The organism is Pantoea sp. X-Soil-YNGN-775, assembly GCF_059730575.1.
On the sequence record NZ_AP035946.1, the window covers coordinates 319,997 to 335,097 of the forward strand.

Sequence of the window (15,101 nt, forward strand, 5' to 3'; positions counted from 1 at the left end):
GGCAACATCTGTTGCAGCTGACGACTCGCCGCCCGGGAGAGCGGCGGGTCAGGGCAGGTGAATAATGCGTTCAGCTTACCACTTCATCTCGCCGGTATTCACTTTGGCACTCAGTTCCAGTGACCCTTCTTCTGCCAGCTGTGGCCAGGCGGCTTTGACCGCGCCGATCACCTGCGATGAGGTTTTATATTGCGCCAGGGCCGCGTCAAAGCTTTTGAGGTAATTCAGGGTGAAGTCTACCGCCTGACTCCCGGCCGGGCGTTCGCCGAGGTAGTGACCTGGAATGACATTTGTCGCTTTCAGCCCCTGCATTTCAGTCAGCACCTTGCGCCAGGCGGCGCGGCTTTCTACCGTCTGCGTATCGGCGGTCCAGACATGAATGCCGGACGAAATCGCCGTTCCACCCAGGATGGTTTTTTCTGACGGGACCCAGACGTAAGCGGCGTATTCATCCGGATGACGCAGCTCCAGCACTTCTCCATCGATGCTGAAGCGGGTTTGATCGGTGACTTCAGGCAGGGTCAGTTTATCCGGCGCGCCCTTCTTCATCTGCGGCCCCCAGTACTGCAGCTTGGCCTGATGCGTCTGCTGAATATGCTTCACCACGCCCGGCGTCGCAACTACCTTCACGTCAGGATAGGCCTTCACAATCGGTTCCAGACCAAAGTAAAAATCAGGATCGCCCGAGGTGATGACGATCTCTTTCAGCGTTTTACCGCTACGTTTAATCATCTCAACCAGTTTTTCACCGTCGATGGTGCTGAACTGCGCATCGAACAGAATGGCTTCTTTCGGTCCGCTCACCAGGGTTGAGGAAACGGCAAAAATACCGTTGTGCTGCGGGTTGTAGGTTTCGAACTGCAGCGGGACCGCCGTGGCGGCAGCCGAGGCCAGAATTAGCGTTAACGGTAACAGCGTGGTTTTCATTTTTAATCCTCTGAGTAGCGGGAGTCATTTCCTGACCAACCTCTGCAAAGTCGTCAGGAGAGAACACCGGCGTCGCCGATGACTCAGCCGCCTGTGTTCTCTGCAGATCACAGCGCTATTTTACGGCTTTTGTTATCTGATAGAATTCCCGCAATCAGAGATGCTGAGTTTCATAAATCGTACAAGTGATGAGATGGATCGTGTGACAGCTGCGGCGGTGTTTAACCGGATATGCGAGTTGGGCAGCCTGAGTGCGGCGTCACGGGCGCTGGGCATTTCGCGGCCGATGGTCAGCCGCTATCTGGAGGAGATGGAAAAGTGGGCCGGGACCCGCCTGCTGCACCGTTCATCGCGTCGGTTAACCATCACCCCCGCCGGCGAGGCGATATTGCTGCGAACCCGTCAGCTGGCACGGCTTTCGGAGGAGATTGAGCAGGAGTCGACGCAGGCGATGCCCGCCGGTACGCTGCGTATCGCCTGCGCGCATTTTACCGCGACTCACCTGGTCGGTCCGGCAATTCCCGATTTCCTTAGACGTTATCCGGCGCTGCGTATTGAGCTGGAGATTAACAATCAGCCGGTCAGCCTGATCGGCGAGCGCATCGATCTGGCGATCCGCATCACAGACGCACCGGAGCCGGGTGCGATTGCCCGTCGGCTCGGCGAATGTCGCTCGGTTCTGTGTGCCTCGCCGGGCTATCTGGCGAAACAGGGAACGCCACGGACGCCAGAGGCGTTATCGTCGCACAACTGCCTCTATTACAGCCGATTTGCCGGACAAAGCTGGCATTTTACCGCCCCCCAGGGTGAAAAGATCGCCGTGGCGGTCAGGGGAAATTTCAGTGCCGGCATCTCATCGCTGTTGTGTGATGCGGCTATTGCCGACTGCGGGGTGGCGATGGTGCCCGAGCAGGAAGCCCGCAGCAGCCTGGCGAGCGGCAAGCTGGTGCAGCTGCTCCCCGACTACCGGCCACAAACATTCGGCATCTGGGGACTCTATCTGTCGCGCGAGCACCAGTCTGCCGCGCTGCGGTTGTTTCTCGATGAGCTGCAGGGCACTATCGCTCAGATAAGCTGATCGGACCGATTCCGGTAGTTAAAAGACAGGATAAAAGGCGCTATAAATGATTGATGACAAGCCGATCTACTGGAACCCGATGGTGCCAGAGCTGACCGTGAGTGATTTCGCGGCTTCATTATTTTTCTATGTCGATATCATCGGTTTTGCGCTGATGAACCGGCGCAAGGATCCGGATTTCGCCTATCTCAACTTCGGCGACGCACAGTTAATGATTGAGCAATATCACGCGCAAGGCTGGAAAACCGCGCCACTGGAAAAACCGTTCGGACGTGGAGTTAATTTTCAGATTGAGGTTGAGGCAATTGAACCGATACTTTTACGCCTTGAGCATAAGGGCATTCCGCTGTTCCGGCCGGTTCAGGACAATCATTATGTGACAGGAAACACAACGATGTGCCAGCGGGAGTTTCTGGTGCAGGACCCGGACGGCTATCTGCTGCGTTTCAGCCAATACCTGGCCTGAGACACCGACTGGTGCGTTGAACAGATATCGCGCGGCTGTTATTTCCTCTGTCTGCTTGCTGGCGCGGCTTAGCAAACTGCCCCGGCTGCTGTAATACATTTCCGGATAATATCGATAATCATGTCAGCGTTAAACTTTCAAGCCGCGGTTAGCGTTTCTGCCGGGTAACAAGCGGATATTATTTTATTCGCATTAAACAGTTGCCCGTCAGGCCGGAAAGTTTGTGCTCAGGCTGAATAAAAAGATCGCCAAAGAACTTTAAATTTTTGCGGCTTAGCTATACTCACTTTTGACTGGCCCTGTTCAATTGCATGGCCGATCTGCCTTATTTAGACGCTGTTACAGTGAATAAATCAGCGATCGCATCTGACGCTGATGGTGCCTGTCCGACTCTTTGTTATCGCTGAACTTTATTGATGGGTGCCGCGGCCGATAAGGGTTAACGTCACCCAGGAGAATGCGTAATGAAAACACGTTTAATTGCCTGCCTGGCCACGCTGCTCTTCACCCCAATCGGACACACTGCCAGTGCAGAGAGTCTGCCTTCTTCAGCCTCGATCAACTTTAGCGGCAGCATTTTCAATGGCTCCTGTAATATGGATGTGAAGCTCAATCCGGCTGCCTTTATCTGTTCTGATCCCCAAAGTGGAAAAACGGTGGCGCAATATGTCGATGTGCGGAAAGCACAGACGCTCGCTCAGCTGCCAGTGAGTGTCAATACGGCGTGGCTGGATGCCGGTAAACGTAAAGGCATTGTCTCAGTGACCTATCTGTAAAATTACCGCCTCTGTTGCCATAAACCGAATCATAGGGCCACGGTGTGATTGCCGCTGGCCCACTTTTGTCGTGAAGCTGTACGGGGGGATTTAGTGCTGGTTTATTTCTGGTGAAATTAGCCCGCAGGCGTTATCAACCTCGCAGCTTTACCGGCGTGAACGGTTTAATCCGGCAACAGGCTGTAGGAGATAGCCGGTTACTTTTTACAGAGCGTCTGCCGTGCCTGGGATGAATCGGCGAATCACGCCCCTCCCTGGGCGTGTGGATGGAGAGAGAATGATCAGGAGTGATCGGAAGAGTGCAGCGGGAAAAACTTCGCGCTCTGCCGTTTTTCTCTTTTGCGGTGCAAAAGATAGCTGGTGGCAATGATCAGCAGCGTTAACCCGCCGGTTGCCAGCAGCTCAGCCTGATGATCGGCATCAAACAACATCACCACCAGCACCGTAACAATAAACAGGATGGTGAACCAGGTGAGGCCGGGAAACAGCCACATCCGATAGCTCAGCACTTCACCGGCTTTTTCACGTTTTTTACGCAGCACCAGATGCGATGCAGCGATCACCAGGTAGACCAGCAGCGCAATAGCGCCGGAACTCGCCAGTAAAAACTCAAATACCGCGCTCGGAGCCAGATAGTTGGCGATCACTGCCAGGAAGGCCGCGCCAGTAGAGAGCAGTACCGCAACCCACGGTGTGCCGCTGCGGTTGGTGCGGGAGGCGGCGGCGGGCGCATCTTTACGGCGTGACAGTGAATAGAGCATCCGCGATGAAGTATAGAGCGCCGAGTTGAGGCAACTGCACACCGCCATCAGCACCACCAGATCAACGATCAGCCGGGCATGCGGGATGTTCATCGCCTGTAGCACCGTCTGCCAGGAGCCCTGTTGCACCAGGCCCGGCGTATTCCACGGCACCAGCGCCACCACAAAGAAAATCGACAATAGATAAAACAGCGCAATACGCCAGATGACCGAGTTAGTTGCCTGGGTGATCTGCTTACCGGGATTCTTCGACTCTGCGGCGGCGATAGTCACAATCTCGGTGCCCATAAAAGAGAACATGGTAGTCAGGATCGCGGCCATCACCGCACCCATTCCGTTCGGCATAAAGCCGTGGGTATCATAAAGATGTGACAGTCCCTGAGTTCCGCTGCCCGGCAACCAGCCCAACACCGCCGCCGCCGCTACCCCGAGAAACAGAATGATTGCGGCAATTTTAATCAGCGCAAACCAGAATTCAAACTCGCCATAATTTTTCACACTCAGCAAATTGGTGACGGTGAGAATAAGTGTGATGGCGAGAGTGAACTGCCAGATAGCCACCTGCGGATACCAGGCGTGCAGTATGGTTCCGGCCGCATTGGCCTCCAGCGGGATCACCAGCACCCAAAACCACCAGTAGAGCCAGCCGATGGTAAAGCCAGCCCAGCGGCCGAGCGCCTTGTCGGCATAGGTCGAAAACGAGCCGGAATCAGGCGATGCGACCGCCATTTCGGCCAGCATCCGCATAATCAGCACCACCAGCGCACCGGCTGCCGCATAGGAAATCAGTACTGCCGGTCCCGCCTCTGAGATGGCGTGGCCGGAGCCAACAAACAATCCAGCGCCAATGACCCCGGCGATGGAGAGCATCCGCACATGGCGCGGTTTCAGGTTTTGCGCCAGCGCATCATTATTCGCAGTCTGCGTTATTGTCATATCATCGTCTCCGACGCTGCGCCCGGGGGGACCCGGACGAGCAGGGGAAAGAGCCCGGCTGAATCAGCCGGGGGAATCAGGCCGGAACGGCACCTTGTGTCGCGGGTGCCAGAGACTGGCTGAGCACCGCGCTCAGAATATCCAGCGCCTGGCTGAACTGCGCATCGGGAATAGTGAGTGGATAAAGGAAACGGATCACGTTGCCTTTTGCGCCACAGGTCAGCAGCAGCAGGCCACTCGCCATTGCCGCCTGCTGCACCGCCTGTGCATCGCCGGGCTGATGAAACTCCATCGCCACCATCGATCCCAGCGCGCGGACGTCGGCAATCGCCGGATAAGTGGCATGATGTTTTTGCAGTTCTGCCTCCAGCCTGGCGCCTAATGTCACGGCGCGCTGACACAGCTGTTCCTCTTCAATCACATCCAGCACCGCATGCGCGGCGGCAATCGCCAGCGGATTACCGGCATAGGTGCCGCCAAGGCCACCGGGTGAGGGCGCATCCATCACGCCGGCCCGACCGGCAACGGCGGACAGTGGCATCCCGCCTGCCAGGCTCTTGGCCAGGGTGATGATGTCCGCTTTCACCGGATAGTGCTCCATGGCGAACAGTTTGCCGGTACGGGCAAAGCCGCTCTGGACTTCATCCGCAATCAGCAGGATGCCGTGGCGATCGGCCAGCTCGCGCAGTGACTGCATAAAAGCCAACGGCGCAGCGTGGAATCCGCCTTCGCCCTGCACCGGTTCCAGCACAATGGCGGCGACGTCGTGCGGCGCAACGTCCTGACTAAAAATGTCGTCAAGGCTGCTGAGTGCCGCTGCAACACTGATCCCCTGTACTTCGCTGGGGTAGCGGGCGTGCCAGACTGAGGCCGGCATCGGACCAAAATCTCGCTTGTACGGGGCCACTTTGCCGGTCATCGCCATGGTCATAAACGTCCGGCCGTGAAAGGCGTTGCCGAAGGTAATGATGCCGTGACGACGGGTATAGGCTCGCGCCACTTTGACGGCATTTTCAACCGCTTCCGCGCCGGTGGTGAAGAATGCCGTCTTCGCCGGCCCGGCAATCGGTATCCGCTGATTGATGCGCTCAGCGAGTGCGATGTAACTTTCATACGGGGTGATCTGAAAAGCAGTATGGGTAAACTTGGTTAACTGATCGGCGACCGCCTGTTCAACGCGCGGATGACGATGACCGGTGTTCAGCACCGCGATGCCGCCAGCGAAATCTATCCAGCTGTTGCCAGCCTGATCCCATAAGGTGGCATTCTCCGCCCGGGCAACATACCAGTCGCAAAGCGTACCGATACCCTTAGGCAGTGCCGCGGCTTTGCGTTGTTGCATCAGACTGTTTTTTTCGCTCATTTGATCCACCTCGCTGTATTGCGTATTTACAATTCCCGACAAACACGCTTATTTAGGCGTGAGGCGCGGTGAGTTGCCAGAGCCAATTGTTGAAGCAGGGGTGGAGCCAATTGCAACTGTTGTACGCAGATCATCTATTAGCGCGGTTACAGTTTGAACCCGCCGGCTCATTGCATCAGCGCCTGCTGAATTGTATGCAGGCGGCGATTATTGAAGAGGTGTTCCCGAGCGGCGGAAAACTGCCGCCGACCCGCGATCTGGCGCGCGAGCTCGGGGTGTCGCGCAATACGGTGATGCATGTTTATGAGAGCCTGATGGCGCAGGGCTACGTCACTGCACGAACCGGCAGCGGCACCTGGATTGCTGAAACGCTGCCAGAAAATTGCCTGCAAAGTGATGCGATGTTCGATACCCAGCCGGTGGCGCTGCCACTGCCGGCGACGCTGTCAAAACGCGGCGCAAGTTTGCTGGGGCATGCTACCGCCTCACCCTATCAGTGGGGTGCATTTGTACCCGGCGCGCCGGACGTTACCGAGTTTCCCCATAAATTATTCAGTCAGATTCAGGCCCGCCTGAACCGGGAACCGGATGTTCACCGGCTGGTCTACAGTAGCGGCGGCGGCTGCCCCGATCTGCGTCATGCGCTGGTGGATTACTTGCGCGTGGCACGCTCAGTTCGGGCGGATGCCGATCAGATATTGATCACCGAAGGGGTGCACCAGGCGGTGGATCTGGTGACGCGGGTGCTGTGCGACCCGGGTGATCGGGTGTGGATGGAGGAACCAGGCTACTGGGGCACCCGTAATCTGTTGCGGATGAACGGTCTGGATATTCGGGCGATGCCGGTTGATGAACAGGGGATAGTGCCGGACAGCGGACCGGCGCCTAAAATGGTATTTGTGACACCGTCACACCAGTATCCGCTGGGTGTACATCTCAGTCTGGCGCGGCGTCAGGCGCTACTGGCGCTGGCCCGCCGTCATCACAGCCTGATCGTGGAAGATGATTATGACAGTGAGTTTCGCTTCTCCGGTCAGCCTTATCCTTCGTTGCAGGGGCTGGAAGCGGACGCGCCGGTCATCTACATGGGTACCTTCAGCAAAACGCTTTATCCGGCACTGCGGATTGGTTATCTGGTGGTGCCTAAGCCGCTGGCGCAACCGTTACGCATCGCCGCGGCAGAACTGTATCGCGGCGGGCATTTGCTGATTCAGCGGGCGCTGGCGGAGTTCATCCGGCTGGGCCATTACATGGATCATATCCGCCGCATGCGGTTGCTCTACCGTCAGCGACGTCAGTTTTTATGTAAGCTGATTGAACGCTATCTCGGCGCGTCCTTCTTGCCGCCGATCAATCATGACGCGGGCCTGCATCTGGTGATGCCGCTGCCGCCCGGAACAGATGATGTGGCTATTGCGGCTCAGGCGTTAACGCGCGGCGTCAAAGTCCGGCCGTTATCGCAATACTATATGCATCCGCAGCACCAGCGCGGTCTGCTGCTCGGCTATGCCTGCGTTAACGAACGGCAATGTCAGGATGCGTTCGGCACGCTCAAAGCCTGCCTGGCCTCGGCGGGTATCGAATTCACTCCGCAGCGCTAAAAGCTCTGTAGCGCTTTCAACGGTCGGCAGGTTGCCAGATGAGCGATATCAGGTTAAACGTGCCAGCCTATCTTTTTTACCCCATAAGAGGGTTGTCTGGTGCTATTACCTGCTGCATAGAAGGCATCACACATTGAATTTGATTATTAAATGCTACAGAAAGATGGGAGAGCCACATTCGGGTCTGCATTTAATGGGGAATGTGAAATTACGCACATATCTTTAAAAAGCATCAGGGCATTTCAGCTTTATTTATTGTTAATTCATTGCCAATTGGGCCTGCTTTATCACAATCTTCGTTTGTTTCAACTACGTCAATTTAAAATATTAGCTGAGACACGTTTTGATTATGCTTCACTTAATTGATATACCTGGTCTGCAGTACAGTTCTCTTCAGGTAAGAACAAATATTGAAGAGGATTAAAAATGGAAATGTTAAATAAAATGCAGTCGACGTTTATCGCAGGTGCAAGTGGAGATTATGATCCTGCTTATGCTGGCGCAGGCGCCCGAACCAGTCAGCACGGTAGCCGTTCTGGCAGTCACCATTATATCTTTGTTCCAGACAATGGCGTTCTTCAGCTGGTCGCCGCTCATCCTGAACTGAAAGACTTCTCAATGGTATTTTGGGCGGAATGGTTGCGGGTTCGGTAGGTGGCGCAGGTACGGCCGTAGCCAGTGCTATCGGTGGTGGTATCGGTTCCTGTAATAACAATACCGGCAGAAATAATGCTCGAGGAAGTATAGGTGGCCAGTACACCTGGTAAAATACTTAGCAGCAACGATAGCTGAGGGAAAAGATGGCAAAATTAATCTGCGGTTTAGCTGCAATGGCAGCAGTGCTTACAGGTGCCGCTTTCCTTAGAGGCGCTGGCGTAACATATTTAGAGTGGTATTCTTTGCCAGCAACAATTTCAAAGGCAGTGGTAACAGTCGCAACGCTTGCAGCGTTTGTTAAGGTGTTTTTATTTTTAATATCACTTTTTTCACCAATCCGAACAGTAGTAAAGAAAGTAAATCTTAGTTTCCGCATTAAAAGTAAATAAAAAAGCCCGCATCGTCGGGCTTTTTTATTTCCGTCATAACAACGGTAGCGGACACTGACCACGAGGTTGTAGCAATAGCGATTGTCATTCATTGGTATCTGTAACGGTCCAAAGGAGTACAGCATTTATGCCAGCTAAGCACTTTTATCGTCTCTGCAGGGACCATAACTCGCCGATGGAACGGATACCCGGAGCTGGATTAATCACAGTTTAGGCGCTAACCGTCCCGTTTAACGCTAGTCTTGAATAACGCTCACCCACTTCAGGAAGAAAATCATGACAAGCCGCTGGCAGGACCGGACGCTGAACGCTGATGAACGCGCGCAAAGTGTAGTGGAACAAATGACGATGGATGAAAAAATGCGCTGGCTGAGCGGACCGATGGCAATTCCGGCGCCAGGTGAGGCCCGAATCCCCGGTGCGTTAGGCTCGGCTGCCTGTTATCCGGCGATTGAGCGGCTGGGTATACCGGCGATGCAACAATCTGATGCCAGTCTTGGCGTCGGCAATCTGGCTAACGTACGGCCCGGCGATAATGCCACCGCGCTGCCTTCTTCGCTGTTACTGGGCGCGGGCTTTGATCCGGCAATGGCGGAAACCACCGGTAATATGCTGGGGCGGGAGGCTCATGCAAAAGGATTTAACGTGCAGCTGGCGGGCGGTGCCAATCTGATCCGCGAACCGCGTGGCGGGCGAAATTTCGAGTATATCTCCGAAGATCCGCTGCTGACCGGCATCATCGCCGGACACGCGGTAAAAGGTATTCAGTCACAACATGTGGTCTCCACCGTGAAACATTTTGCGCTCAATGCACAGGAAACCGGACGGGTGCTGGTCAGTTCCGATCTGGATGAACAGGCGATGCAGCAGTCGGATCTGCTGGCGTTCCGGATTGCTATTGAACTTGGGGAGCCGGGTGCGGTGATGCCGGGTTATAACCTGATCAACGGCGAGTGGGCCAGTGAAAACCGCCATCTGTTACAGCAGGTGCTGAAAACCGAGTGGGGCTTCAAAGGCTGGGTGATGTCAGACTGGGGCGCCACCCATTCTACCGAAAAAGCGGCGCTGGCCGGACTCGATGTTCAGTCCGGCAGCAATCTGGACCCAGAGCCATTTTTTGGCGAGCCGCTGCGGCGGGCAGTAGAGCAGGGACGGGTCCCGGCTGAGCGGCTGGATGAGATGGTGAGACGGCAGTTACGCAGCCTGTTTGCGGTCGGGGCGATTGACTTCCCGGCCCGGCCTGGCGTGCCAATTGATTACACCGCGCACCGGCTGATTGCGCAGCGGGCGGCAGAAAATGGCCTCGTGCTGCTGAAAAACCACGCTCGCTGTTTGCCGCTGGCACTCAATCTGCCACGACTGCTGGTGATTGGCGGCCACGCTGACCAGGGCGTGTTATCCGGCGGAGGCTCCTCTTCAGTCACGCCGATTGGGCATTTTGCGGAGCAGGGTGCTGCCATCATGGGCGTGCCGGTGCCCAAAGTTTATCATCCTTCCTCGCCGCTGCACGCCATCCGCTGCCAGTCGGGCGCGGCCCGGGTGGATTATCTCGACGGCAGCGATCACGCCGCGATTGCCTCGCAGGCCGCCGGGGCGGATGCGGTGATTGTGTTTGTTGAATCGTGGAATACCGAAGGACAGGATCTGCCCGATCTGGCCCTGCAGGATCAACAGGACCGCCTGATTAGCGCGGCGGCGCGTGCCAATCCACGAACCCTTGTGGTGATTGAGTCAGGCGGTCCGGTTAAGATGCCCTGGCTGGAGGAGGTCAGCGGCGTGCTGGCAGCATTTTATCCCGGCTCGGGCGGGGGAGAAGCGATTGCCGGAGTGCTGTTTGGTCGGGTGAATCCATCAGGTCGCCTGCCGGTCACCTTCCCGCGTGATGAAAACCAACTGCCGCGCTCGGCGATGAGCGATCCCGCAGTGACTACCTCCAATCCGGGTGAACCGCTGCGCGGTGGCGTGTTTCACATCGATTACAATATTGAAGGCGCTGATGTGGGTTACCGCTGGTTTGAAAGGCAGCGATTGAGCCCGCTGTTTCCTTTTGGTTACGGTCTTTCCTACACCTCCTTTTCGGCCGACAGCCTGCAGATCACCCAGCAGGATGAGCAACTCCACGCCAGCGTAGGGGTAAAAAACAGTGGCGAGCGAGCTGGCGCAACGGTGGCTCAGCTGTATGGCCGACGGATTGATGACCCAGGCCAGACGTGGCGTCTGGTGGGTTTTCACAAAGTGATGCTGGAGGCAGGTGAAGAGCGGACGATACCGATTGGGATTGAACCTCGTTGTCTGGCGGTGTTTGACCCCGCAAGCCGAAGCTGGCAGCTCGCCGCTGGCGATTATCAGTTCAGGCTGGCTGACCACGCGCTTGATGACGGCATCAGCCAGATCATCACCTTGTCAGCGTGGCGCAGCCACTAGCCAACCGGTATCAGTCGGCGGTAATGACGCAGCCAGCGGGGGGACGGGAGAGAGACGGTTTCATCGTCGTAACGCATTGACTTTTAATCCCGGTCATCGAGAATGTCCCTTTTGCGACCTGACCAGAGTTTACTGGAGTTCATCATCGCCGTTTATCACCGTCCCGGCCCGACCCGGACCTTTATCAGGCGAGGCGTGGCGCTGGCTACCGCACTGCTGCTGATCGGTTGTGCCTCGCAGCCGCCGCGCTCGCTGGTCACCCCGTTCCCACCGGTTACCAGACAGCCGTTGCCGGTGACCCCACAGCCGCAGAGTAAACAGCCGGTGCGTGGCGTCTGGATAGCCACCGTTTCGCGTCTCGACTGGCCGCCGGTCGAATCGGTCAACGGCAGTGCGCCTGCGTTGCGTATCAGCCAGCAGCAGCGCGCGCTGATCGCTAAGCTGGATAATCTGAAAAGTCTCGGCATCAATACGGTGTTCTTTCAGGTTAAACCTGATGCCACCGCGCTGTGGCCATCAAAAATTTTGCCGTGGTCAGATATGCTGACCGGCAAAATCGGTGAGGACCCCGGCTACGATCCGCTGCAGTTTATGCTGGATGAAGCGCATAAGCGCGGTATCAAGGTACACGCCTGGTTTAATCCCTACCGCGTCGCGGTGAACACCAAACCTTCCACCGTCAGTGCGCTGAATCGCACCCTCTCGCTGCATCCGGCCAGCGTATTTGTGCTGCACCCGGACTGGATACGTACGGCCGGCGACCGTTTTGTTCTTGACCCTGGCATACCGGAGGCGCGTGACTGGATCACCAGCATCGTAGCCGAAGTTGTCGCACGTTATCCGGTCGATGGCGTGCAGTTTGATGACTACTTTTATGCCGAATCGCCCGGCTCGATGCTCAACGATAGCCAGACTTTCCGCCGCTACGGCGAGGAATTTGCTGCTAAAGCAGACTGGCGGCGACACAATACCCAGCTGCTGATTGAGCAGATATCCCGCACCATTAAACAGCTGAAGCCAGAGGTCGAATTTGGCGTCAGTCCGGCCGGCGTCTGGCGTAACCTGTCACACGATCCCGCTGGATCGGATACCCGAGGCGCAGCCGCCTATGACGAAGCCTATGCGGATACCCGTCGCTGGGTGCAGCAGGGACTACTGGATTACATCGCACCGCAGCTCTACTGGCCGTTCTCGCGCCAGGCCGCACGGTATGACGTACTGGCTAACTGGTGGGCTGAAGTGGTGAAACCGACCAAAACCCGGCTTTATATCGGGCTGGCGCTGTATAAAGTGGGCGAACCGTCAAAGATTGAACCTGACTGGACCCGACTGGGTGGCGTGCCTGAGCTGAAAAAGCAGCTCGACCTGAATGAATCGAACCCCAATATCGATGGCACCATTTTGTTTCGCGAGAATTACCTTAATCAGCCTCAGACCCGCCAGGCGGTGGAGTATCTCAGAAGCCGCTGGGGCAGGTAGCAGAAGGCGCAAGTGTAAGGCCAGTGCGGTTAAGTTTTTCCCCGCAGTTAACTGTTATTCTTGGGCTTTATAAGGGGAGAACTATGAGCAACCTGATCGATATTTTTACCAGCCACAAAAGTGAACGCAGTTTTACAGAGCAAGCGGTCGATGATGCGGTTCTGGATCGGATAATCAGTACCGCCTATCGCGCGCCGACGTCGGTGAACTCGCAGCAGGTTTCAGTGGTGGTGACGCGTGACGCCAGCCGACGCGCTCAGATCGCCGCGATAGCCGGCGGCCAGCCGTGGATTGCCAAAGCACCGGTATTTATTACCTTCGTGCTCGATATGCATAAATCGGATCTGGCCATATCGGCCATCGATCAGCAGCAGATTGCCCATCAGAGCATTGAAAGTATTGTCTCCGGCTCCACCGATATCGGCATTGCGCTGGGCTCGGTAATGGCAGCCGCGCGAGCGGAAGGATTGGGTATTGTACCCATCGGCGGTATTCGTCGCGATCCGCAGGCGATGATTTCGCTGCTGGAGTTGCCGCCTCTGACTTTCCCGATTGCCGGTGTGGTTATCGGACACGTTGATCAGCCTGCGCATCAGAAACCGCGTCTGCCGATGGCGACCTTCCGCCATGAAGAGACCTATCGGACTGAGCAAATGGCGCAACACATCGCTGCCTATAACGATGAGATGGTCCAGCACTGGAAAAACATCGGACGCAGTGATGGCGAAAGCTGGAGCGAAAGCGTCAGCGGTTACTATAAAAACATCTACTTCCCGAACGTACTGCCCGCGCTGCTTAAACAGGGTTTCGGCAACGATAAATAAGCCGCTTAGCTAAAGCGTAGCTGGCCTGCGCCAGCTCTTCTCAGGGCCAGTCGTAACGTGGTATACGGCTGGCCTTTTTCATTTTGTTACGATAACTCGCCGTAACCTTCCTGGCGCTAAACCATAATTCCTCTTTTAAACGAAGCGCAAACGCATGACTTCGCTTTCAGGGAAATTTTATGTCTCAACGTTCTCTCACCGCTCTCTGTCTGATGAGTTTTTTTCTGGCCGACGTACGTGACGGCCTCGGGCCGTTTTTGGGGATCTTTCTGACCCAACGCCACTGGCGGCCCGACGAGATCGGACTGGTGATGACCGTTGGCGGCATCGCCGGACTGCTGGCCACCTTGCCTGCCGGCATTATGGCGGATGCCACCCGACATAAAAAAATTATCGTGCTGTTGGGTTGCCTGGTGATTACGTTCGCCACGCTGCTGCTGTGGTTCAGCAATCAGAGCTGGGTAGCGATGGTGTCGCAAATCGTGGCGGGCATTGCTGCGGCGTTTATTGGCCCTACGGTAGCAGGTATCACTCTGGGATTAAGCGGCCAGCCTGGTTTTAACCGGCAGATGGGGCGTAACGAAGCGTTTAACCACGGCGGTAATACCGTTGCCGCGCTGCTGGCCGGTTTTGCAGCCTGGCACTGGGGAATGGGCGCGGTATTTATTCTGATGACAATAATGGCGATATTCGCGGCTGTCGCCACGCTGGCCATCCGTGGAGATGAGATCGACCATCAGGTGGCGCGCGGTTATGAAAAGCAACAACACGCGGCTCCGGCTCAGGGGTTGTGGGTGCTGATGCGACAACCCGCGTTGCTGATGGTCGGGATTACCCTGCTGCTGTTTCACCTTGCCAATGCCGCGTTATTACCGATGCTCAGCATGCGTGTCGCGTCAGCGGGCACCGACGCGGCGGTCAGTCCCGGCCTGTATGCGGCCGCAACGGTGGTGATATCACAACTGGTGATGATTCCGGTTGCGCTGTGGGTGTCAAAGCGAATTGGGACGCACGGTTATCGTCCGCTGATTAGGGTGGCGCTGTTAATTTTGCCGCTGCGCGCGCTGCTGGCGGCCAGCTTCTCCGAACCGATATTCGTGATACCGGTGCAGATGCTGGACGGTATTGCCGCCGGAATACTTGGCGTGGCAGTTCCGGGCTATATCGTCTGGTTGTTACGCGGTACCGGCCATGTTAACGCCGGGCAGAGCGTGATAATGCTGATGCAGGGAGCCGGTGCTGCGCTCAGTCCGGCCCTGACTGGCGCCATCGCCGCTCGCTACTCCTACAGCATCGCCTTTTACGTACTGGGTGCCATCGCACTTTGCGCACTGATTCTCTGGTGGCGCGGTGGGACAGATCCTGAAAGTCGGCTTGCCTGATTCAGCCACAAAAAAGGCTGCCAGTTGGGCAGCCGTTT

General features: G+C 56.3%; 13 protein-coding genes. 9 read left to right on the forward strand and 4 right to left on the reverse strand.

Annotated elements, in window-relative coordinates; all coding sequences use genetic code 11:
• Positions 1–75 precede the first annotated feature (75 nt).
• Positions 76–927 (reverse strand): Vmh family MBL fold metallo-hydrolase, encoded by an 852-nt coding sequence (locus AC6I8I_RS21435; RefSeq protein ID WP_497828898.1) that lies wholly within the window; start codon positions 925–927, stop codon positions 76–78.
• A 193-nt stretch (positions 928–1,120) separates the two neighbouring features.
• Here AC6I8I_RS21435 and AC6I8I_RS21440 point away from each other — a divergent pair, with 193 nt between their 5' ends.
• From AC6I8I_RS21440 to AC6I8I_RS21450, 3 genes are all read left to right on the forward strand, one after another.
• Positions 1,121–2,005, forward strand: coding sequence for a LysR family transcriptional regulator (locus tag AC6I8I_RS21440; protein ID WP_497820906.1), 885 nt, complete (start codon positions 1,121–1,123; stop codon positions 2,003–2,005).
• 46 nt (positions 2,006–2,051) lie between these two features.
• The gene (locus AC6I8I_RS21445; protein WP_312757376.1) at positions 2,052–2,471 is read left to right on the forward strand and encodes a bleomycin resistance protein; all 420 of its coding nucleotides are present in this window, start codon (positions 2,052–2,054) and stop codon (positions 2,469–2,471) included.
• Positions 2,472–2,935: 464 nt separating this feature from the next.
• Positions 2,936–3,247 (forward strand): YmdA family protein, encoded by a 312-nt coding sequence (locus tag AC6I8I_RS21450; protein WP_497828899.1) that lies wholly within the window; start codon positions 2,936–2,938, stop codon positions 3,245–3,247.
• Positions 3,248–3,528: 281 nt separating this feature from the next.
• On the opposite strand, the gene gabP is transcribed toward AC6I8I_RS21450, so the two are convergent.
• Entirely contained in the window at positions 3,529–4,944 is a 1,416-nt protein-coding gene (gabP, locus tag AC6I8I_RS21455; RefSeq protein WP_497828900.1) for a GABA permease, read from the reverse strand.
• 76 nt (positions 4,945–5,020) lie between these two features.
• Positions 5,021–6,307: a 4-aminobutyrate--2-oxoglutarate transaminase gene (gene gabT, locus AC6I8I_RS21460; RefSeq protein ID WP_312053983.1), complete on the reverse strand. Its 1,287-nt coding sequence runs from the start codon at positions 6,305–6,307 to the stop codon at positions 5,021–5,023.
• Positions 6,308–6,417: 110 nt separating this feature from the next.
• Between gabT and pdxR the strand changes: the two genes are divergently transcribed.
• Together pdxR and AC6I8I_RS21470 are read left to right on the forward strand one after the other, a co-directional pair.
• On the forward strand, positions 6,418–7,908 hold the full coding sequence (gene pdxR / locus AC6I8I_RS21465) for a MocR-like pyridoxine biosynthesis transcription factor PdxR (RefSeq protein WP_312053985.1): 1,491 nt from the start codon (positions 6,418–6,420) through the stop codon (positions 7,906–7,908).
• A gap of 426 nt (positions 7,909–8,334) precedes the next feature.
• Entirely contained in the window at positions 8,335–8,562 is a 228-nt protein-coding gene (locus AC6I8I_RS21470; protein WP_497828901.1) for a hypothetical protein, read from the forward strand.
• Positions 8,563–8,680: 118 nt separating this feature from the next.
• Here the strand turns inward: AC6I8I_RS21470 and AC6I8I_RS21475 are convergent, their stop codons facing one another.
• Positions 8,681–9,046: a hypothetical protein gene (locus AC6I8I_RS21475; protein ID WP_497828902.1), complete on the reverse strand. Its 366-nt coding sequence runs from the start codon at positions 9,044–9,046 to the stop codon at positions 8,681–8,683.
• A gap of 184 nt (positions 9,047–9,230) precedes the next feature.
• Here AC6I8I_RS21475 and AC6I8I_RS21480 point away from each other — a divergent pair, with 184 nt between their 5' ends.
• The 4 genes from AC6I8I_RS21480 (at position 9,231) to AC6I8I_RS21495 (ending at position 15,063) form a co-directional block, all read left to right on the forward strand.
• On the forward strand, positions 9,231–11,378 hold the full coding sequence (locus tag AC6I8I_RS21480) for a glycoside hydrolase family 3 C-terminal domain-containing protein (protein ID WP_497828903.1): 2,148 nt from the start codon (positions 9,231–9,233) through the stop codon (positions 11,376–11,378).
• 111 nt (positions 11,379–11,489) lie between these two features.
• Positions 11,490–12,857 carry a glycoside hydrolase family 10-like protein gene (locus tag AC6I8I_RS21485; protein WP_497828922.1) on the forward strand — a complete coding sequence of 456 codons (1,368 nt, stop codon included), beginning with the start codon at positions 11,490–11,492 and terminating at the stop codon, positions 12,855–12,857.
• An 83-nt stretch (positions 12,858–12,940) separates the two neighbouring features.
• The gene (locus tag AC6I8I_RS21490) at positions 12,941–13,681 is read left to right on the forward strand and encodes a nitroreductase family protein (protein WP_312053990.1); all 741 of its coding nucleotides are present in this window, start codon (positions 12,941–12,943) and stop codon (positions 13,679–13,681) included.
• Between the two features lie 179 nt (positions 13,682–13,860).
• Entirely contained in the window at positions 13,861–15,063 is a 1,203-nt protein-coding gene (locus AC6I8I_RS21495; protein WP_312053991.1) for an MFS transporter, read from the forward strand.
• Positions 15,064–15,101 lie beyond the last annotated feature (38 nt).

Excerpts from the sequence above, each read along its gene's own strand:
- AC6I8I_RS21490 (WP_312053990.1), top strand. The coding sequence starts at position 12,941 with ATGAGCAACCTGATCGATATTTTTACCAGCCACAAAAGTGAACGCAGT.
- AC6I8I_RS21440 (WP_497820906.1), top strand. The coding sequence starts at position 1,121 with ATGGATCGTGTGACAGCTGCGGCGGTGTTTAACCGGATATGCGAGTTG.
- gabP (WP_497828900.1), bottom strand. The coding sequence starts at position 4,944 with ATGACAATAACGCAGACTGCGAATAATGATGCGCTGGCGCAAAACCTG.
- AC6I8I_RS21445 (WP_312757376.1), top strand. The coding sequence starts at position 2,052 with ATGATTGATGACAAGCCGATCTACTGGAACCCGATGGTGCCAGAGCTG.
- AC6I8I_RS21450 (WP_497828899.1), top strand. The coding sequence starts at position 2,936 with ATGAAAACACGTTTAATTGCCTGCCTGGCCACGCTGCTCTTCACCCCA.
- gabT (WP_312053983.1), bottom strand. The coding sequence starts at position 6,307 with ATGAGCGAAAAAAACAGTCTGATGCAACAACGCAAAGCCGCGGCACTG.
- AC6I8I_RS21470 (WP_497828901.1), top strand. The coding sequence starts at position 8,335 with ATGGAAATGTTAAATAAAATGCAGTCGACGTTTATCGCAGGTGCAAGT.
- AC6I8I_RS21480 (WP_497828903.1), top strand. The coding sequence starts at position 9,231 with ATGACAAGCCGCTGGCAGGACCGGACGCTGAACGCTGATGAACGCGCG.
- AC6I8I_RS21435 (WP_497828898.1), bottom strand. The coding sequence starts at position 927 with ATGAAAACCACGCTGTTACCGTTAACGCTAATTCTGGCCTCGGCTGCC.
- AC6I8I_RS21475 (WP_497828902.1), bottom strand. The coding sequence starts at position 9,046 with ATGAATGACAATCGCTATTGCTACAACCTCGTGGTCAGTGTCCGCTAC.
- AC6I8I_RS21495 (WP_312053991.1), top strand. The coding sequence starts at position 13,861 with ATGTCTCAACGTTCTCTCACCGCTCTCTGTCTGATGAGTTTTTTTCTG.